17 protein-coding genes are annotated in these 19,180 nt (G+C 60.8%); 11 read left to right on the plus strand and 6 right to left on the minus strand.

Annotation, left to right across the window (positions count from 1 at the left end; genetic code table 11):
* The first annotated feature begins 288 nt into the window (after positions 1–288).
* From BM026_RS00075 to BM026_RS00115, 9 genes are all read left to right on the plus strand, one after another.
* The gene (locus tag BM026_RS00075; RefSeq protein WP_071490963.1) at positions 289–1,596 is read left to right on the plus strand and encodes a CitMHS family transporter; all 1,308 of its coding nucleotides are present in this window, start codon (positions 289–291) and stop codon (positions 1,594–1,596) included.
* Positions 1,597–1,661: 65 nt separating this feature from the next.
* The gene (locus tag BM026_RS00080; RefSeq protein WP_014716354.1) at positions 1,662–2,429 is read left to right on the plus strand and encodes a TerC family protein; all 768 of its coding nucleotides are present in this window, start codon (positions 1,662–1,664) and stop codon (positions 2,427–2,429) included.
* A gap of 212 nt (positions 2,430–2,641) precedes the next feature.
* The gene (locus BM026_RS00085; RefSeq protein ID WP_058424447.1) at positions 2,642–4,300 is read left to right on the plus strand and encodes a Na/Pi cotransporter family protein; all 1,659 of its coding nucleotides are present in this window, start codon (positions 2,642–2,644) and stop codon (positions 4,298–4,300) included.
* Between the two features lie 57 nt (positions 4,301–4,357).
* A complete protein-coding gene (locus tag BM026_RS00090) occupies positions 4,358–5,743 on the plus strand; it encodes a M16 family metallopeptidase (RefSeq protein WP_092241397.1) in 1,386 nt (461 codons plus the stop codon).
* Positions 5,744–5,811: 68 nt separating this feature from the next.
* Entirely contained in the window at positions 5,812–6,843 is a 1,032-nt protein-coding gene (locus BM026_RS00095; protein WP_093527058.1) for a DUF5924 family protein, read from the plus strand.
* 54 nt (positions 6,844–6,897) lie between these two features.
* Positions 6,898–8,046: an ABC transporter permease gene (locus BM026_RS00100; protein WP_071490960.1), complete on the plus strand. Its 1,149-nt coding sequence runs from the start codon at positions 6,898–6,900 to the stop codon at positions 8,044–8,046.
* Positions 8,043–8,846 (plus strand): ABC transporter ATP-binding protein, encoded by an 804-nt coding sequence (locus BM026_RS00105; RefSeq protein ID WP_071490959.1) that lies wholly within the window; start codon positions 8,043–8,045, stop codon positions 8,844–8,846. Before BM026_RS00100 ends, BM026_RS00105 begins: the two co-directional genes overlap by 4 nt.
* 1 nt (position 8,847) lies before the next feature.
* Positions 8,848–9,786, plus strand: a complete 939-nt coding sequence (locus tag BM026_RS00110; protein ID WP_092241402.1) for an MlaD family protein — start codon at positions 8,848–8,850, stop codon at positions 9,784–9,786.
* Complete coding sequence (locus tag BM026_RS00115) at positions 9,783–10,394, plus strand: ABC-type transport auxiliary lipoprotein family protein (RefSeq protein WP_093527060.1); 612 nt, start codon at positions 9,783–9,785, stop codon at positions 10,392–10,394. Before BM026_RS00110 ends, BM026_RS00115 begins: the two co-directional genes overlap by 4 nt.
* A gap of 92 nt (positions 10,395–10,486) precedes the next feature.
* On the opposite strand, the gene BM026_RS00120 is transcribed toward BM026_RS00115, so the two are convergent.
* The 5 genes from BM026_RS00120 to BM026_RS00140 all read right to left on the minus strand — a co-directional run bounded on the left by BM026_RS00120 (position 10,487) and on the right by BM026_RS00140 (position 14,869).
* A complete protein-coding gene (locus tag BM026_RS00120; RefSeq protein WP_093527062.1) occupies positions 10,487–11,716 on the minus strand; it encodes a nucleoside recognition domain-containing protein in 1,230 nt (409 codons plus the stop codon).
* Positions 11,717–11,815: 99 nt separating this feature from the next.
* Positions 11,816–13,147: a glutamate/aspartate:proton symporter GltP gene (gene gltP / locus BM026_RS00125; RefSeq protein ID WP_092241406.1), complete on the minus strand. Its 1,332-nt coding sequence runs from the start codon at positions 13,145–13,147 to the stop codon at positions 11,816–11,818.
* A gap of 727 nt (positions 13,148–13,874) precedes the next feature.
* Positions 13,875–14,342, minus strand: coding sequence for an inhibitor of vertebrate lysozyme family protein (locus tag BM026_RS00130; protein WP_093514279.1), 468 nt, complete (start codon positions 14,340–14,342; stop codon positions 13,875–13,877).
* A 2-nt stretch (positions 14,343–14,344) separates the two neighbouring features.
* Complete coding sequence (locus tag BM026_RS00135) at positions 14,345–14,509, minus strand: DUF1328 domain-containing protein (RefSeq protein ID WP_003170804.1); 165 nt, start codon at positions 14,507–14,509, stop codon at positions 14,345–14,347.
* Between the two features lie 75 nt (positions 14,510–14,584).
* Entirely contained in the window at positions 14,585–14,869 is a 285-nt protein-coding gene (locus BM026_RS00140) for a hypothetical protein (protein ID WP_092242367.1), read from the minus strand.
* A 378-nt stretch (positions 14,870–15,247) separates the two neighbouring features.
* Between BM026_RS00140 and algB the strand changes: the two genes are divergently transcribed.
* Entirely contained in the window at positions 15,248–16,594 is a 1,347-nt protein-coding gene (gene algB, locus BM026_RS00145; RefSeq protein ID WP_058424438.1) for a sigma-54-dependent response regulator transcription factor AlgB, read from the plus strand.
* Positions 16,595–16,604: 10 nt separating this feature from the next.
* Positions 16,605–18,392 carry a KinB sensor domain-containing domain gene (locus BM026_RS00150; protein WP_093527064.1) on the plus strand — a complete coding sequence of 596 codons (1,788 nt, stop codon included), beginning with the start codon at positions 16,605–16,607 and terminating at the stop codon, positions 18,390–18,392.
* Here BM026_RS00150 and BM026_RS00155 read toward each other — a convergent pair.
* Positions 18,389–19,165: an N-acetylmuramoyl-L-alanine amidase gene (locus BM026_RS00155; RefSeq protein WP_093527066.1), complete on the minus strand. Its 777-nt coding sequence runs from the start codon at positions 19,163–19,165 to the stop codon at positions 18,389–18,391. The genes BM026_RS00150 and BM026_RS00155 overlap by 4 nt on opposite strands.
* Positions 19,166–19,180 lie beyond the last annotated feature (15 nt).

Consider the following 19,180-nt stretch of genomic DNA (forward strand, 5'->3'; position numbering starts at 1 on the left):
ATCGGGGGCAAGCCCCCTCCCACATGTTGATCTACATAAATCCAGGGACCGCGTGCATTCCCTTCGTCACCTGTTTTTTCAGCGAAAGCTGGCTGAAAGCTTACCCGTCTAGGATCGCCCCCACTGCCGGCAACAGACCGGCTGTTAACAACAACAATGGTGATTCCCGATGTCCGCCCGTACCCGCCTGTTCGCCCCAACTCCACCCGTACGCCTCGTGCCTTTCGTTCTGCGCTGACCGCCACCCGGTTCGCCATTCCCTAGCCGCGCTACGCCTGGAGTATTCCTATGCTGACGTTCCTTGGCTTTGCCATGGTCATCACGTTCATGTTCCTGATCATGACCAAGCGCCTGTCCGCGCTGATCGCCCTGATCATCGTGCCGATCCTGTTCGCGCTGTTCGGTGGCTTCGCACCCGAGATCGGCCCAATGATGCTGGCCGGTATCACCAAGCTTGCGCCGACCGGCGTGATGCTGATGTTCGCCATTCTGTACTTCGCCCTGATGATCGACTCCGGCCTGTTCGACCCGGCCGTGCGCAAGATCCTCAAAATGGTCAAGGGCGACCCGCTGAAAGTCTCGGTCGGCACCGCTGTACTGGCCCTGGTCGTGTCCCTGGACGGTGACGGCGCCACCACCTACATGATCTGCGTGGCCGCCATGTTGCCGCTGTACCAGCGCATCGGCATGAGCCCACGGATCATGGCTGGTCTGATCATTCTCGCCGGTGGCGTGATGAACATGACCCCTTGGGGTGGTCCGACCGCTCGTGCCGCCAGTGCATTGCATGTGGACCCTTCGGACATTTTCGTGCCGATGATCCCGGCGATGGCCGCCGGTGTGGTCGCGATCCTGGCGATCGCCTACCTGTACGGCAAGCGCGAGCGCGCACGTCTGGGCGAACTGCACCTGCAAGGCGATGAGATCGACCACAGCGAGATCAGCGTCTCCCAATACCCGGACGCCCGTCGCCCGAAACTGATCTGGTTCAACGGCGCGCTGACCTTCGCCCTGATGTGCGCGCTGATCGCCGGCCTGCTGCCGCTGCCGGTGCTGTTCATGGTGGCGTTCAGTATCGCGATGATCGTCAACTACCCGTGCCTGCAGATGCAGAAAGACCGTGTCGCCGCCCACTCCGGCAGCGTACTGGCGGTGGTTGGGCTGATCTTCGCGGCCGGTATCTTCACTGGCATCCTGTCGGGCACCGGCATGGTCGATGCCATGTCCAAGAGCCTGCTGGCGGTCATCCCAGATGCATTGGGCCCTTACCTGGCGGTGATCACCGCACTGGTGAGCATGCCGTTCACCTTCTTCATGTCCAACGACGCGTTCTACTATGGCGTGCTGCCCGTACTCGCCGAAGCCGCCAGCCACTACGGCATCACGGCTGCAGAAATGGGACGTGCGTCGATCGTCGGACAACCCGTGCACCTGTTGAGCCCACTGGTACCCTCGACCTACCTGTTGGTCGCTTTGGCAGGTATCGAATTTGGCGATCACCAGCGCTTCACCCTCAAGTGGGCAGTGCTGGTATGCCTGTGCATAATGGTCGCCGCTTTGCTGATGGGGATTATTCCGCTTTTCAGCACTCTATAATCCCAGACACCCAACCGCGCGGCGCTGCAGCTTGCGCGGTTTAACACTCGCTTAAAGGAATACACATGGAATGGCTGACCAATCCGGAGATCTGGATTGCCTTCTTCACCCTGACGGCCCTCGAGATCGTCCTGGGCATCGATAACATCATCATGATTTCGATCCTGGTCAGCCGCATGCCCAAGCACATGCAGGCACGCACCCGGATCTTCGGCCTGGCCCTGGCCATGGTCACGCGCATCCTGTTGCTGTTGTCGATCACCTGGGTGATGCAACTGACCGCCGACCTGTTCGTGGTCTTCGGCCAAGGCATCTCCGGTCGCGACCTGATCCTGTTCTTCGGTGGCCTGTTCCTGCTGTGGAAAAGCTCCCAGGAGATGTACCACGCGCTGGAAGGTGAAGACGAAACCCACGACGAGCCGAAGGGCGCCGGTGGCAAGTTCATCTACACCATCATCCAGATCGCGATCATCGACATCGTGTTCTCCCTGGACTCGGTGATCACTGCGGTCGGCATGGTCTCCCACGTGCCAGTGATGGTCGCGGCGATTGTCGTAGCGGTGCTGGTGATGATGCTGGCGGCCGGCACCATCAGCGAATTCATCGACAAGCACCCGTCGTTGAAGATGCTCGCGTTGTCGTTCCTGCTGGTAGTCGGTACCGTGCTGATCGCCGAATCCTTCGATGTGCATGTGCCAAAAGGCTATGTCTACTTCGCCATGGCGTTCTCGCTGGCGGTGGAAGCGGTGAACATCAAGATGCGCACCGCGATCGCGAAAAAGAAGAAACAGCAGGATCCTGTGAAACTGCGCAAAGACATTCCGGGTCAATAAACCCGAGCCAGACAATTAAGGGGCCTGCACAGGCCCCTTATTTTTATCCGCAAAAAGCTGATTTCATGACAGTTTTATTTCAATCCCCACTTTAGCTATGCGATGCTGGCGCAGAGCGCATTCGCCAACTACAGCTTAAGTACAAGACGTAGAGCGGCACGCGGCAACTTTCCTTCGCTCATTTTCGAGCGCACCCACACGGGGGGCCGAGCATGCTGACCTTGCTCAATCTGCTTTCCGCCGTGACCCTGCTTATCTGGGGCACGCATATCGTCCGTACCGGCATCCTGCGGGTCTACGGTTCCAACTTGCGCCAAGTCATCGGGCAGAACATGTCCAAGCGCTGGCTGGCGTTTATCGCCGGTATCCTGGTGACGGCCATGGTGCAGAGCAGCAACGCCACGGCAATGCTGGTCACGTCCTTTGTCGGCCAAGGCCTGATGGGACTGATGCCCGCCCTGGCGACCATGCTCGGCGCCGACGTCGGTACAGCACTGATGGCGCGGGTACTGACCTTCGATTTGTCCTGGCTGTCGCCACTGCTGATTTTTCTCGGGGTGATCTTCTTCCTGTCACGCAAACAGACGCGGGCTGGGCAGTTGGGCCGGGTGGGTATCGGCCTCGGGCTGATCATCCTCGCACTGCAATTGATTGTGGAAGCGGCCGGGCCGATTACCCACGCCCAGGGCGTCAAAGTCATCTTCGCGTCGCTGACCGGCGACATCCTGCTCGACGCTCTGGTCGGCGCCTTGTTCGCGATGATTTCCTATTCCAGCCTGGCCGCCGTCCTGCTGACGGCCACCCTGGCCGGCGCCGGTGTGATCGGCCTGCACGTGGCCATCGGCCTGGTGATCGGCGCCAACATCGGCAGCGGCGTGCTGGCGTTCCTCAGCACCAGCATGCAGAACGCCGCCGGACGCCAGGTAGCCTTGGGCAGCCTGTTGTACAAATTGATCGGCCTGCTGCTGATCATCCCGGTGCTCGACCCGCTCGTACGCTGGATGGATGGCCTGGACTACAGCGCGCAAGGCATGGTCATCACCTTCCACCTGCTCTACAACGTCAGCCGTTGCCTGATCCTGTTGCCGACCATTGGCCCGATGGCCCGCTTGTGTGCCTGGTTGCTGCCTGAGCGCGAAGAGGTGAACGGCAAGGCCAAACCACGCCATCTGGACCTGGCCGCCCTGGCCACACCCAGCCTGGCACTGGCCAACGCTGCCCGCGAGACCCTGCGCCTGGGCGACCTGATCGACAATATGCTCACCGCCATGCTCGAAGTGCTGCGCGGCAAGCAGACCGCGATCACTCAGGAAATGCGCAGCCTCAGCGATGATGTCGAAGCGCTGTACAGCGCGATCAAACTCTACCTGGCCCAGATGCCCCGGGAAGACCTCAGTGAACATGACAATCGGCGCTGGGCCGAGATCATCGAACTGTCGATCAACCTGAAACTGGCCGGCGACCTGATCGAACGCATGCTGCGCAAAGTCCAGCAGCAGAAAACCTCCCAGCGTCGTCAGTTCTCCGAAGTGGGCCTGGAAGAACTCACCGGCCTGCACAGCCAGCTGATCGCCAACCTGCGCCTGGGATTGTCGGTGTTCCTCAGTGCCGACCCGGAAAGCGCCCGCCAGTTGCTGCGCGAGAAGCGCCGCTTCCGCGCCCAGGAGCGGCGCCTGGCCCACGCCCATGTCAGCCGCCTTCAGCGCAAGATCGTCCAGAGCCTGGAGACCAGCTCCCTGCACCTGGAACTGATTGCCGATATGAAACGCCTGAACTCGTTGTTTTGCAGCAGTGCTTATGTAGTGTTGGAAACGTCTGACACCGGCGCGCTCTCCGCCGAAGATATTGCCGACATCACACATTCGCCCTGAACGTACGGTGGCCCGTGAAGTCAGTTAAAAATGACCTCACTCGCCAGGAAGCTTGTTATGCGTCGCCTGTTGTTCGCTTGCCTGCTCATGGGATCTGCCCACGCCTTTGCCTTTGACCGCCTGCAAGTCGAAGGCTACACCTTGCCCAACGGCCTGCAATTACTGCTCAAACCGGGCACCGAGCGCGGGCATGTAGCGATCCGCCTGGTGGTCGGTGTAGGCCTGGATGACTTCAACTGCGCAGACAAAGAGCTGCCGCACCTGCTCGAACACTTGCTGTTCAGCGGCATCGACGGCGGTGGCGAAGCCGAGCTGGAAGACCGTATGCAAGCCCTGGGCGGCGAGTGGAATGCCTACACCAGCAACGCCGACACCACCTTTGTGATCGAGGCGCCCGCGCAAAACCAGCGCAAAGTGCTGGACCTGCTGCTGGCGATCATCACCCGCACCGAACTGACCGACGCCAATATCAACGCCGCCAAGCGGGTAGTGGAGCGCGAAGACGGCGGCCACTACTCACACCTGCAACGCCTGTTGGACCGCCAAGACCTGGGCCACACCGCCAGCAACCAATTGGCCGTCGAACTGGGGCTCAAATGCGCCGAGCGCGCCGAGGTCGATCACCTGACCCGCGACCAGCTGGAGAACCTGCGCGCACGCTGGTACGCCCCCAACAACATGACCCTGATTATCGTCGGCGACCTCGACAAACTGCTGCCCGCCTACCTGGAACGCACTTACGGCCAACTCGACCCGGTCGACCCCACTGAGCATCCGACGCTGCCGGAAATACAACACGCCGCTGCCAGCCATCGCGAGTTGATCCACGGCTGGGTCGGCAACAGCGCCAAATTGCACTGGTTATTTCCCGAACCGATGCTGGACGAGGGGCATGATGAAACCTACGACCTGCTCAAGGATTACCTCGACTGGGCGCTGTACCGCCAACTGCGTCTCAAGCACGGTTTGTCCTACGGCCCCTGGAGCGAGCGCGAAGTACTCGGCGGTGTCGGTTTCCTCAGCCTGAATGCCGACTTAGAGCGGGAAAACCTCCCCGAAGCGGAACACGTACTCCAGGACCTCAAGGCCCGACTGCTCAAGGACGGCCTCGACCCAGCGGTATTTGCGCGACTGCAACAAGCTGCCATTGCGCGCCAGGCGTGGGCCGTGCAAGGCAACAGCGCCTTGGCCGACTACTACTGGAGCGCGTCCGGCGATTACAACAACGGCCACTTCAGTGACCCGGCCAAGCGCATCAAGGCCGTGAGCCTGGACCAGACCAACCAGGCCATGCGTGAAGTGTTCAAGCAGCCCGGTTACTGGCGTATCGAAAAACCGCTGCTCAGCTACGACATGCTGAGCTGGATCGGCGCCGCAGTGCTGGGACTGATCGCCTTTGTGCTGATCGGCGTGCGGCTTTATCGCAAACGGATTGCGCAATGAGGCACCGGACAACGGCCTAAGACGTTATTCTGTCTGGGATTTTTTCCTATAAGACTGTGAACCGCCGAATGCCAAACCTGACCCACTTAATCCAGCGCATCCTCGAGCTGATCAAGCGCTACCCAGGGGTGATTGCACTCGGCGGTTTTATCTCAGGCGTGGGCAGCTTCATCCTGGTGGATCGCCAGCAGGGCATGGCCAGCTGGATTGCGGTGATCATGCTGGTGAGCTGGCTGTGGCTGATGCTGGAAAACAGCTTCACCCAGCTGTTCACCAGGATTTTCAAGCGCGAAATCCCCGAACCGCTGTTGCGCTACGCAACCCAGATGATCCACCAGGAAAGTCTGTTTTTCGTGCTGCCGTTCTTTTTCGTCACCACCGCGTGGAACAGTGGCCAATCAATATTCACGGGCTTGCTTGGCGCGGCGGCGCTGATCTCGATCACCGACCCGCTGTACTACAAGTGGCTGGCGCCCAAGCGCTCGCTGTTCCTTGCACTGCACACCTTTACGCTGTTCGCGGCGCTGCTCACCGCGTTGCCGATCATCCTGCACCTGACCACCGCCGAGAGTTACAAACTGGCCCTCGGCGTGGCCATGGCACTGTCGATCCCCAGCCTGGCGGTAAGCCTGCCGCTGCGTAGCGTCAAAGGCTGGGCGATGCTGCTCGGAGTCACCGCCGCCATCGGCTGCGCAGGGTGGTTCCTGCGCAGTTGGGTGCCTCCGGCCACGTTGTGGATGACCGAAGTGGCCATCAGCACCCAACTGCAGGACCGCACACCAGGCGACGACCTCAAGGAAGTCACTGCCGCCCAACTGCGCAGCGGTGGGCTGTACGCCTATACCGCGATCAATGCGCCGCGTGGACTGGATGAACGCATCTACCACGTGTGGAAATTCAACGGCCAAGAGGTCGACCGCATCGCCCTGGATATCCACGGCGGGCGCAAAGAGGGTTACCGCGCGTGGACCCACAAGCAGAACTTCCCGGCCGACGCCGTGGGCCGCTGGCAGGTACGGGTGCTGACCGAAGACGGGCAGGTGATCGGTGTGCTGCGCTTCAAGGTGACGGACTCAGCACAAACGGACAACCCAAAGTAGGCCGTATCGTGCTATTACGTAGGAATTGTGGATAGCCAAACAAGCTCGGAGCTTATGACCCCCCCTACAACGGCCGGCGCAGCCCACCTCGATACGTCCACCACCCCGCCACAACTGCGGATTACGGGGGACTGGACGCTTGCCCACTATGCCAGCCTGAAAAAGCTGTCGGACAAGCTCGACGGCCAATACGACGCCGGCGCGCGCATCGACCTCAACGGCCTCGGCGCCCTGGATACCGCCGGCGCCTCGTTGCTGGTGGAACTGCTGGGACCCACCCGCATCGAGCAGTCCGCCGAACAGACCGATTGCAGCTTGTCTGCCGCCGACCGCGCGCTGCTCAAGACCGTCTACCGTTCCCTGAATGATTTTTGCGTGCCGGAAAAAGCCCCGGAAGAAGCGGCGGGCATTCAGGTTCTGGCACGTATCGGTCGTGCGGTGGACACGGTCTGGCAGGACACCAAGAAACTCCTGGGTTTCGTCGGCCTGATTCTCGAAACCTTCGCCCGTAGCATCTTGCGCCCCAAGCGCTGGCGCGTGACGCCCATGGTTGCGCACCTCGAACAGGTCGGACTGGATGCCGCGCCCATCGTGGCTTTGCTGACGTTCCTGGTGGGTGCGGTGGTGGCCTTCCTGGGCGCCACGGTGCTCAAGAGCTTCGGTGCGACGATCTTCACGGTAGACCTGGTGGCGTTCTCTTTCCTACGGGAATTCGGCGTCTTGCTCACCGCGATCCTGATCGCCGGCCGCACCGCCAGTGCCTTTACCGCACAGATCGGCTCGATGAAGGCCAACGAAGAAATCGACGCGATCCGCACCCTGGGCCTGGACCCGATGGAGCTGCTGGTACTGCCCCGCGTGCTGGCGCTGCTGGTGGCGCTGCCGATGCTGACGTTCCTGGCAATGCTCTCGGGCATCATCGGCGGCGGCGTGGTGTGCGCGGTGGCCCTGGATATTTCGCCGGCGATGTTCCTCTCGCTGCTGCAATCGGACATCGGCGTGCAGCACTTCCTCGTGGGTATGGTGAAAGCGCCGATCTTTGCGTTCCTGATCGCTGCGATTGGTTGCCTGGAAGGCTTCAAGGTCAGCGGCAGCGCCGAATCGGTCGGTGCCCACACCACCTCCAGCGTGGTGCAATCGATCTTTGTGGTGATCGTGATGGATGCCGTGGCCGCGCTGTTTTTCATGGAGATGGGCTGGTGAGTCGTCTACACCGAGCGCCCAGTGAGGCGGTGATTGAAGTGCGTGGCCTGTGCAATCGCTTTGGCAGCCAGAGCGTGCATGAAAACCTCGACCTGGATTTGTACAAGGGCGAGATCCTCGCAGTGGTTGGCGGCTCCGGCAGCGGCAAGTCGGTGCTGTTGCGCAGCATTGTCGGCCTGCGTCGTCCCAGCGAAGGTGAGGTGCGGGTGTTCGGCAAGAACCTGCCGAGCCTGCCGGAGCACGAACGCTCTTTGGTGGAACGACGCTTTGGCGTGCTATTCCAGAAGGGCGCGTTGTTTTCCTCGCTGACCGTTACCGAAAACGTCGCGCTGCCCTTGATCGAACACGCCGGCCTCAGCCGCCGCGACGCCGAGCACTTGGCCGCCGTCAAGCTGGCCCTGGCCGGGCTGCCATTGTCGGCGGCGGACAAATATCCGGCGTCACTGTCCGGCGGCATGATCAAGCGCGCCGCCCTGGCCCGCGCATTGGCGCTGGACCCGGACATTCTGTTCCTCGACGAACCCACGGCGGGCCTCGACCCCATCGGTGCAGCGCAATTCGACCAACTGATCCTGACGCTGCGCGATGCGCTGGGCCTGAGCGTATTCCTGGTCACCCACGACCTGGACACGCTGTACACCATTACCGACCGCGTGGCGGTGCTGGCACAGAAGAAAGTGCTGGTGGCCGATGCCATCGATGTTGTCTCGGAAACCGACGACGCGTGGATCCACGAATATTTCCACGGCCCCCGTGGCCGCGCGGCATTGGATGCCGCTCAATCGCTCAACGAGGTATGACATGGAAACCCGAGCCCATCATGTGATGATCGGTCTGTTCAGTGTGATCGTGGTGGTCGGCGCGATGCTGTTCGGCCTGTGGCTGGCCAAGTCCAGCGTCGACAGCGCCTTCCAGGACTACGAAGTGATCTTCAACGAGGCGGTCAGCGGCCTGTCCCAGGGCAGCTCGGTGCAGTACAGCGGGATCAAGGTGGGCGACGTGATCAGCCTGAGCCTGGACCCCAAGGACCCGCGCCGCGTGCTCGCGCGCATCCGCCTGGCCGGGCAGACGCCGATCAAGGAAGACACCCAGGCCAAGCTCGCCCTGACCGGTATCACCGGTACCTCGATCATCCAGCTCAGTGGCGGCACCCCGCAGAGTCCCGAGCTCAAGGGCAAGGACGGCAACCTGCCGCAGATCATCGCCTCGCCATCGCCCATCGCGCGCTTGCTCAACAACAGCAACGACCTGATGACCAGCGTCAACCTGCTGTTGCACAACGCCAATCACATGTTCTCCCGCGAGAACGTCGAACGCCTGAGCAACACCCTGGAGAACCTGCAGCAAACCACCGGCGCGATTGCCGACCAGCGCGGCGATATCAAGGTGGTGATGCAGCAACTGATGCAGGTGAGCAAGCAGGCGACTGCGGCGCTGGAACAGACCACCGTGCTCATGCGCAACGCCAATGGCTTGCTCAACGAACAAGGCAAGCAGGCCTTCGGCAGCGCCGAGCAGGCCATGAAATCTCTTGAACAAAGCACCGCGACCATCAACACCTTGCTGACCAACAACAAGGACTCGGTGAACAGCGGCATGCAAGGCCTCAACGAACTGGCGCCGGCCGTGCGCGAGCTGCGCGAAACCCTCGGTTCGCTGCGCGCCATCTCCCGCCGCCTGGAAGCCAACCCCAGCGGTTACTTGCTGGGCAGCGACAAGAACAAGGAGTTCACGCCATGAAGCGTGCTTACACAATGATCGCCCCTTTGGCCCTGGCGCTGGTGAGCGCGTGTTCGATTCTGCCCAAGGCCGACCCTTCGGATGTGTATCGCCTTGCCGCGGCGCAGACCGCCAGCCAGGGCGCGCCGGTCAGCTGGTCACTGCGTGTGAACAAGCCGCAGACCAGCGAGTTTCTCGACAGCCCGCGCATTGCCGTGGTGCCCACTGGCGACCTGATCAGCAGCTATGCGAACTCGCGCTGGAGCGATCCGGCGCCGGTGCTGTTGCGCAACCGCTTCATGGACGGCTTCCAGCGTGATAGCCGGGTGACGCTGCTGAGCACCGATGACACCAACCTGCAGTCCGACTACGAACTGGGTGGGCAATTGCAGGCGTTCCAGAGTGAATATCACGGCAGTGCGGTAGAGGTGGTGATTCGCCTGGATGCGCGGCTGGTACGCGGCAGTGATCAACGGATCGTGGCCAGCCGACGGTTTGAGGTGAGGCAGCCGGTGAGCGACACCAAGGTGCCGGCGGTGGTCGCCGGGTTTGGGCAGGCGGGGGATCAGTTGAATAAGCAGGTGGTGGATTGGGTTGTTCAGCAAGGCAATAGTGCAGCTAAACACTGAGGGCCTCATCGGGGGCTAGCCCCCTCCCACATTTGAATGTGTTCACAGATCAACCTGTGGGAGGGGGCTTGCCCCCGATAGCAATCCGAGCCTTAACCAAAGAACCAATAGCACACCGCAATCGCCGCAACGACGCCGGCCAACTCCGCCAGCAACGCACAGCCCACGGCGTGCCGCGCGCGCTGGATGCCCACCGAGCCGAAATACACCGCCAACACATAGAAAGTGGTCTCGGTACTGCCCTGGATCGTCGCCGCGACCAGTGCAGGGAAGCTGTCCACGCCCTGGGTCTGCATGGTCTCGATCAACATCGCCCGCGCGGCACTGCCGGAGAATGGCTTGACCATCGCGGTCGGCAAGGCATCGACAAAGCGCGTGTCCATGCCCGTCCAGGCGACCACATGGCGTATGCCTTCAAGGCCGAAGTCCAACGCGCCCGACGCTCGCAACACCCCCACGGCGCAGAGCATCGCCACCAGGTACGGCAGCAGGTTCTTCGCCACGTCGAAGCCGTCCTTGGCGCCTTCGACAAACGCCTCGTAGACCTTGACCTTGCGCAGCGCACCGATCACCAGGAACAGCATGATCAGGCCGAACAAGGTGAGGTTGCCAAGGATCGAGGACAGCCCGGCCAGCGCCGTGGCGGAGAGCGTCGCCAACAACGCCATGAAACCACCCAAGACCAGCGCACCGGGGACCAGGTACGCCAGCACCACCGGGTCCCACAGCCGCAGGCGCTGCATGATTGCCACCGAGAGCAGCCCCACCAGCGTGGATGCACTGGTTGCGAGCAGGATCGGCAGGAACACCAGCGTCGGGTCCGCCGCGCCTTGCTGGGCGCGGTACATGAAGATGGTTACCGGCAACAGCGTCAATGAAGACGCGTTGAGCACCAGGAACAGGATCTGCGCGTTACTGGCGGTGTTGGGGATGGGGTTGAGTTCCTGCAAGGCCTTCATCGCCTTGAGCCCGATGGGGGTGGCGGCGTTATCCAGGCCCAGGCCGTTGGCGGCAAAGTTGAGGGTGATCAAGCCGATGGCCGGGTGGCCGGCGGGCACTTCCGGCATCAAACGGCGGAACAGCGGGCCGAGGGCCTTGGCCAGCCAATCGACGATCCCGGCTTTCTCTGCGATGCGCAGAAAACCCAGCCACAGCGTCAGGGTGCCGAACAACAGCACCATGACTTCCACCGACAATTTGGCCATGGCGAAAATGCTTTCGACCATTGCCGCGAATATCCCGGCGTTACCGCCGACCAGCCATTGCGCCAGTGCCGACACCATTGCCACGACAAAGAAGCCAAGCCACAGGCCATTGAGCATCAGTTGAATCCCCCCGAAGAATGGGGCGAATGATAGCGGGGCTGGCAGAAACGACAAACCCCGGAATTTTCCGGGGTTTGTCTTTAAGCCGTCACGCTATCAGCTGCGGGTGGCCTGGGCGGCCGGCGCGGCGGTCTTGGTGCGCCAATGCGGCAGCGAGTTCCAGTAGCGTTCGCCCTTGGCGTCGTCGTACATGCCTTCCCAACGGGAGATCACCAGCACGGCCAAGGCATTGCCGATCACGTTCAGTGCAGTACGCGCCATGTCCATGATGCGGTCGACACCGGCGATGAACGCCAGGCCTTCCAGCGGAATGCCCACGCTGCCCAGGGTGGCCAGCAGCACCACGAAGGACACACCCGGTACGCCAGCGATGCCTTTGGAGGTGACCATCAAGGTCAGCACCAGCATCAGTTGCTGGCCGATCGACAGGTCGATGCCATACAGCTGGGCAATGAAGATCGCCGCGATGCTCTGGTACAGGGTCGAACCGTCGAGGTTGAACGAGTAACCGGTCGGCACCACGAAACTGCAGATGGCTTTCGGCGCGCCGTAGGCTTCCATCTTCTCGATCACACGCGGCAGCACGGTCTCGGAACTGGCGGTGGAGTAGGCCAGTACCAGCTCATCCTTGAAGATGCGCATCAGCTTGATCACCGAGAAGCCGAACAGGCGGGCGATCAGGCCGAGGATCACGAAAGCGAAGAACAGGATGGCGACGTAAACCAGGATCACCAGCTTGGCCAGCGGCAGCAGCGAGGCAAAGCCGAAGTTGGCAACGGTCACCGCGATCAGTGCGAAGACCCCGATGGGGGCGTACTTCATGATCATGTGAGTGACTTTGAACATGCTCTCGGACACGCCCTGGAACATGGTCACCAGCGGCTCACGCAGCTCAGGCTTGAGGCTCGACAAGCCAAGGCCGAACAGCACCGAGAAGAAGATGATCGGCAGCATCTCGCCACGGGCGACGGCGGCGAAGATGTTCGACGGGATCAGGTTGAGGATGGTCTGGATAAACGCATGCTCATGCTGCACTTCGGCGGCGGTGGCGGTGTACTTGGAGATGTCGACGGTACCCAGGGTACTCATGTCGATACCCGCGCCCGGGTGGAACAGGTTGGCCAGCAGCAGGCCGACCACGATGGCGATGGTGGTGACGATTTCGAAGTAAAGGATGGTTTTGACGCCGATGCGCCCGAGTTTCTTCGCATCACCCACACCGGCAATGCCGACGATCAGCGAGGAAATCACAATCGGGATCACGATCATCTTGATCAGGCGGATAAAGATATCGCCCGCTGGCTGCAATACGTTGCTGATCCACCAGGCTTTTTCAGCACTGAAATGGTTAAGCACTGCACCGATTGCGATCCCCAGCACCAAACCGATGAGGATCTGCCAGGCGAGGCTTAGCTTTGCCTTCTTCATGTCATTACCCTTACTTCAAGTGAACTTAAGGCAAATGCGCCAGCCGCAACGCTCGAGAGCGAAAAAGTGTGTGCATCTGCCTCCATGGAAGGTCACCGCAGCATGGCCGAAATGGCTTACTGGCAGGCGAAAAAAGGCGCAACTATTCCCATGCAAGGGTTCGACGTCTAATGCCGTAAACGCCTACCCTATGCCGAATCGGCATGAGATTTTTTAATAATAACTGTCCGAACGGTCAGTTCAAATGTGACATTTTGTCCGACAAAAATGCCGTGAACCGGCCAAACCCGGCTCGCTCAGAGATTCGGGACGTCTCCGGGGACCTGGCGGAAATGCCTGAGAATTCCATCATTTAGTGTCGGAAATGTCCTATGGCACCCACCAAAATTTATCGATAGATGGTCTACCCGACACACTAAGTAATGTTTGGAGATGAGCAGAAAGGTGATTTGCGACTAAGGGCGGCATGAACAACGGAAGAAGGAGCGTTAAAGCCCGCCGCAAGTTCAGCAAGCCGATGGCTTGTGAACCTGCGTCGCAGCTTTTCGCCTGACCCGGCCCTTGCGCAGGCACTCCCTGTACCCGTAGGTCGCGCCGATCGCAGGTGATCAGAGCAACCCGGCCCCTTGGTCATGCACCGCCCTTGGCGAGCGGTGCAAACAGAAAGAAGCGAGGGCTTCCTTCTATGGACGCCGGCCCCGCAGACAACACGCGTGTCAGACGGAACCTAGTACCAATTCGGATCTTTCTTCAGCTGCTCCATCAGCAGCTTCTGCATGCCTTCATCCGGTTTACCGATAAAACGGTAATCGGCGTGCCGCGTTGGCGACTTGTCCTTAGGCAGACCGGCCGGGACTTCCACCAACATGGCGTAGGCATCTTCCTTGTCGAGGCTGAAGGCAACGATCAGGCGCTTGTTCAGGCAGGTGTCCGCGGTCTCGCAGAGCGGCCCGACCAGATACTTGTCGCCATCTTCTTCCACGGCATTCATTTGCTCAGCGGTGCCGGACAGGTTCATCACCCATTCCGGCAGTCGCTCTTCTTTCTTCACCACGCCTTGCCAGGTCTCACGGTATTGCGGGTCCGCGCTGAGCAATTCGTTGGCTCGGGACTGGCCGTCGTTGGCGGCCATCGCCAAGCCGCTGCCGCCCAGTAGCAGGGCGGCAGTAATGGCTTTGAAGGACAAAGTGGTCATTTTCAGCCTCGGCCGCGACGACCAAAGAAGAAGGAAGCGATGAACATCACCAGGAACACCACAAACAGAATTTTTGCGATACCCGTGGCAGTGCCCGCGATACCACCGAAGCCCAGGACTGCAGCCACAATGGCGATGATCAGAAATGTGATTGCCCAACTCAACATGGTGATTCTCCTTATGCTTCTTTATAGAGGTAACAGCGGTAGTGCTTTGCGGCCACGAAAGTGGCCTTTTGGTGCCTAGAACACCCAACGCTCCTGGGATGGCAGCTCACTCAGGAAAGACTCCTGGTCAACCATCCGCAGTTGCGGGGCTGTTGCATCGGCAGCAACACTGCCAACGGAACGGAAATGGGTCTGGGTCATGGACGGACGTTCAAACTGGGGGATCTGCGGCTGACTCTGCTGCCAATGTTGCAACTGCTGGCCACCGATCAGCGTGACCATCAGGGCCAGGCTGGCAAACAGGCCTTGCTGCAAGCGCAGTGGCGATACACGCAGTTGGCTGAGGCTTTGGCGAGTCATGCTGTTGTTCTCCCGCATTTTGATTATTCGTTGGAAGAGCTATTGCAGAGCGCGTGCCAGTTTTTTTACAAAATAAAACCCAATAAAATCAGATGGTTATGAACTAAAGACTCATGCACCCTCCAGCATCCTGCACGATGCCCCCGTGGATGCCGTGCGAAATGCACGATGGCCAGCGGTCGGGTCGAGGGATAGAAAACGAAGAGGGTGTTGCCGAAGTGGCAAGACGGCATGAAAACGGCATCAGACGGGGCTTTGTAGGAAGTGATGCAGATACCTGCACGACACTGCTATTTATCGATCAGAATAAACCATGCAACTTGCCCGATTATTCCGGGACTAAACACCATCATTCATAGTTTAAGGAGCGCGGGACAGATGGAATCAGCCAAGGAACTTCAAGGCCGCATTCTTTTAGTGGACGATGAGTCTGCGATCCTCCGCACCTTCCGTTATTGCCTGGAAGATGAAGGCTACACCGTCGCCACTGCGAACAGCGCGGCCCAGGCCGACGCCTTGATGCAACGCCAGGTATTCGACCTGTGCTTCCTGGACTTGCGCCTGGGCGAAGACAATGGCCTGGATGTGCTGGCCCAGATGCGAATCCAGGCGCCCTGGATGCGCGTGGTGATCGTCACCGCCCATTCGGCAGTCGATACCGCCGTCGATGCTATCCAGGCCGGCGCCGCTGACTACCTGGTAAAACCCTGCAGCCCCGATCAACTGCGCCTGGCCACCGCCAAGCAGTTGGAAGTGCGCCAACTGTCTGCGCGGCTCGAAGCCCTGGAGGGCGAAGTGCGCCAGCCGAAAGACGGCCTCGACTCTCACAGCCCATCAATGATGGTGGTGCTGGAAACGGCGCGCCAGGTGGCTGGGACAGATGCGAACATCCTGATCCTTGGCGAGTCCGGCACGGGTAAAGGCGAACTGGCCCGCGCGATTCACGGCTGGAGCAAGCGTTCGAAGAAATCCTGCGTGACCATCAACTGCCCTTCTTTGACGGCAGAGCTGATGGAAAGCGAGCTGTTCGGCCATAGCCGAGGGGCGTTTACCGGCGCCAGTGAAAGCACCCTGGGCCGCGTCAACCAAGCGGACGGCGGCACGCTGTTTCTCGACGAGATCGGCGACTTTCCCCTCACCTTGCAACCCAAGTTACTGCGGTTTATCCAGGACAAGGAGTACGAGCGCGTGGGCGACCCTGTCACCCGCCGTGCCGATGTGCGCATCCTCGCCGCCACCAACCTGAACCTGGAAGACATGGTGCGTGACGGCCGCTTTCGTGAAGACTTGCTGTACCGCCTCAATGTAATCACCTTGCATCTGCCACCGTTGCGCGAGCGCAGTGAAGACATCCTGACCCTGGCCGACCGGTTCCTGGCGCGCTTCGTCAAGGAATATGCCCGACCAGCACGCGGTTTCAGCGATGAAGCGCGCGAAGCGCTGCTCAACTACCGCTGGCCGGGCAACATTCGCGAACTGCGCAACGTGGTGGAGCGCGCCAGCATCATTTGCCCGCAGGAGAAGGTGGAAATCAGCCACCTGGGCATGGCCGAACAACCTAGCAACAATGCTCCACGCATTGGCGCGGCACTCAGTCTGGACCAGTTGGAGAAAGCCCACATCGGCGCAGTGCTTGCCACCAGCGATACCCTGGACCAGGCGGCCCGCACCCTCGGCATCGACGCGTCGACCCTGTACCGCAAACGCAAACAGTACAACCTGTGAGCTGTACTCTATGAAGTTAGCGATGAAGTTGCGCACTCGATTATTCCTGAGCATCTCAGCGCTGATTACCGTTGCCCTGCTGGGTTTGATCCTGGGCCTGGTGAGTGTCATGCAAATGGCCAAGACCCAGGAGTCCCTGATTCGCAGCAACTTCGTCACCCTGGACCTGGGCCTCAAGCTACGCCAGAGCCTGGGCGATCAATTGATCATGATGCTGGAAGACCGGCCGGACCCCGAGGCGCTGCAATCCTCGGAACGGCGCTACTTCGACCTGCTGGATCAAGGCATTGCCCATGAACAGCGCGACGGTCGCGGGACGGGCTTCAGTCAGGCCCGAGGCCAATATCAGGCGCTGCTGGAGGCCTTTGATGAATCCCAGCAACCGACGCCGCCGCCCGGCGCCAAGGACAAACTCACCGACACCTTCAACACGCTGCGCAATGGCCTGATCGCCGAACACAAGCAGGCTTTGGAAAACATCAGCAACAGCGAGCACAAGTCCCGCGAACGCGCGTTATTGGTCGCCGGATTACTGGGGTTGGTGGGGCTTGCCGTGCTGATCATCGGGTTTGTGACAGCCCATGGCATCGCCCGGCGTTTTGGCGGACCGATCGAAGCGCTGGCCAAAGCGGCAGACAAGATCGGACAAGGGGATTTCGAGGTGACGCTGCCAATCTCCTCGGCAGCAGAAATGAACCAGCTGACCCGCCGCTTCGGCATCATGGCCGAAGCTCTGCGCCAGCATCAGGCGACCAATGTGGATGAACTGCTGGCCGGCCAACAGCGCTTGCAGGCTGTGCTCGACAGCATCGACGATGGCTTGCTGATGATTGACCGCCAAGGCCGCCTGGAGCATCTCAACCCCGTGGCTCAGCGCCAACTGGGCTGGGACGAGGAGCGCCTCGGCCAAGGCCTGGGCGAAGCCTTGTCGCGTCCGGAGCTGGATGAGCAACTGCACCTGGTGCTGCGCGGCGGCAACCTGGAGCGGGCGCCGGAGGATCTGGAAGTGGAGGTCGAGGGCGAACTGCGCCTGCTGACCTACAGCCTGACCCCGGTCAGCCATACCCAGGGACATATTCTCGGCGCAGTGATGGTGCTGCATGACGTGACTGAACAACGCGCCTTCGAGCGGGTGCGCAGCGAGTTCGTACTGCGCGCTTCCCATGAACTGCGTACGCCGGTGACTGGCATGCATATGGCCTTCGGACTCTTCCGCGAACGTGCGAAGTTCCCGGCGGAGTCCCGTGAAGCGGACTTGCTGGATACCGTCAATGAAGAGATGCAGCGCCTGATGCAGTTGATCAACGACCTGCTCAACTTCTCACGCTACCAGAACGGCCTGCAAAAACTCACGCTGGGGCCGTGCGACGTCACCGATCTGCTCGAACACGCTCGCGCACGCTTCGCCGAGCCCGCCAACGCGCAAGATATCGAACTGCTGGTAGAAGCCCAATCCGACCTGCCTCGGCTGTATGCAGACCAGGTGCAACTCGAGCGGGTGCTCGACAATCTACTGGGCAACGCGCTGCGCCACACTCCCGCGGGCGGGCAGATACGCCTGCAGGCACGGCGCCATGGCGAGCGGGTGATCGTCAGCGTCGAGGATAACGGCGAGGGCATCGCCTACGGGCAGCAGGGGCGGATCTTCGAACCCTTTGTCCAGGTGGGCCGCAAGAAAGGCGGCGCCGGCCTGGGGCTGGCGCTGTGCAAGGAAATCGTGCAATTGCACGGTGGCCGCATGGGCGTGTACTCGCGACCGGGGCAGGGCACTCAGTTCTATATGGCGCTGCCGCTCTAGCTTCGGTTCAACGCACGCAGAATGGCTGCACTTTCTGCATCCGGCGTGCCATCGAACAGCGACGGCCGGAAATGCATCTGGAACGCCGCGATCACATGGCGCGTGGCGACATCCAACTCGCCGGTCTGGGGCGTCTGGTAGCCCAGGCGGGCCAGCTCTTCCTGGAACCAGGTGATGCTTGGCAGCTCGGCGGCGTATTGCACCTGAAAGCGCGCAACGGCCTGCGCATCCGGCCAAACGCCCAACCCTTCGGCGGCCAGCCGCTTCCAGGGGAACAGCGGGCCTGGGTCGAGCTTTCGCAACGGCGCGATATCGCTGTGACCAATAATATTCTTGGGGTCGATACCGTTGCGCTTGCTGATGTCCTTGAGCAACACCACCAGGGACTTCACCTGCGCCTCTGAGTAGGGGTACCACAAGCGGCCCGTAGGTGTGTCCTTGTAGCCTGGGTTCACGATCTCGATGCCAATGGAGCTGGAGTTGAGCCAGGTGCGGCCCATCCACTCGCTTTCCCCCGCGTGCCAGGCGCGCTGGCTCTCGTCCACCAGCTTGTAGATCGTGGCCGAGGCGTCGTCGCCGATCAGGTAATGGCTGCTGACCTGACCATGGGTGAGCAGTGCCAGGGAACGTTCAAGGTTGGTCGAGGTGTAATGCACGACTACGAACTGCACGCGGTTGTCGTGGTTCACCGAGGGGTGGTTGGTGTTTAGGCGAGGGCCGCTGGCACAGCCTGCGAGCACAAGGAACACAAAAGCGAAGTACAAGGATTTCATGGCGGTAGACGTTAC

It is taken from the genome of Pseudomonas sp. NFPP24 (assembly GCF_900112095.1).
Lineage (GTDB): Bacteria > Pseudomonadota > Gammaproteobacteria > Pseudomonadales > Pseudomonadaceae > Aquipseudomonas > Aquipseudomonas extremorientalis.

Coding starts and splice junctions, on each gene's coding strand:
- BM026_RS00100 (WP_071490960.1), top strand. CDS start 6,898: ATGACCCCCCCTACAACGGCCGGCGCAGCCCACCTCGATACGTCCACC.
- BM026_RS00140 (WP_092242367.1), bottom strand. CDS start 14,869: ATGACTCGCCAAAGCCTCAGCCAACTGCGTGTATCGCCACTGCGCTTG.
- BM026_RS00110 (WP_092241402.1), top strand. CDS start 8,848: ATGGAAACCCGAGCCCATCATGTGATGATCGGTCTGTTCAGTGTGATC.
- BM026_RS00095 (WP_093527058.1), top strand. CDS start 5,812: ATGCCAAACCTGACCCACTTAATCCAGCGCATCCTCGAGCTGATCAAG.
- BM026_RS00150 (WP_093527064.1), top strand. CDS start 16,605: ATGAAGTTAGCGATGAAGTTGCGCACTCGATTATTCCTGAGCATCTCA.
- BM026_RS00155 (WP_093527066.1), bottom strand. CDS start 19,165: ATGAAATCCTTGTACTTCGCTTTTGTGTTCCTTGTGCTCGCAGGCTGT.
- BM026_RS00075 (WP_071490963.1), top strand. CDS start 289: ATGCTGACGTTCCTTGGCTTTGCCATGGTCATCACGTTCATGTTCCTG.
- BM026_RS00135 (WP_003170804.1), bottom strand. CDS start 14,509: ATGTTGAGTTGGGCAATCACATTTCTGATCATCGCCATTGTGGCTGCA.
- BM026_RS00085 (WP_058424447.1), top strand. CDS start 2,642: ATGCTGACCTTGCTCAATCTGCTTTCCGCCGTGACCCTGCTTATCTGG.
- gltP (WP_092241406.1), bottom strand. CDS start 13,147: ATGAAGAAGGCAAAGCTAAGCCTCGCCTGGCAGATCCTCATCGGTTTG.
- BM026_RS00130 (WP_093514279.1), bottom strand. CDS start 14,342: ATGACCACTTTGTCCTTCAAAGCCATTACTGCCGCCCTGCTACTGGGC.
- BM026_RS00080 (WP_014716354.1), top strand. CDS start 1,662: ATGGAATGGCTGACCAATCCGGAGATCTGGATTGCCTTCTTCACCCTG.
- algB (WP_058424438.1), top strand. CDS start 15,248: ATGGAATCAGCCAAGGAACTTCAAGGCCGCATTCTTTTAGTGGACGAT.
- BM026_RS00090 (WP_092241397.1), top strand. CDS start 4,358: ATGCGTCGCCTGTTGTTCGCTTGCCTGCTCATGGGATCTGCCCACGCC.
- BM026_RS00115 (WP_093527060.1), top strand. CDS start 9,783: ATGAAGCGTGCTTACACAATGATCGCCCCTTTGGCCCTGGCGCTGGTG.
- BM026_RS00120 (WP_093527062.1), bottom strand. CDS start 11,716: ATGCTCAATGGCCTGTGGCTTGGCTTCTTTGTCGTGGCAATGGTGTCG.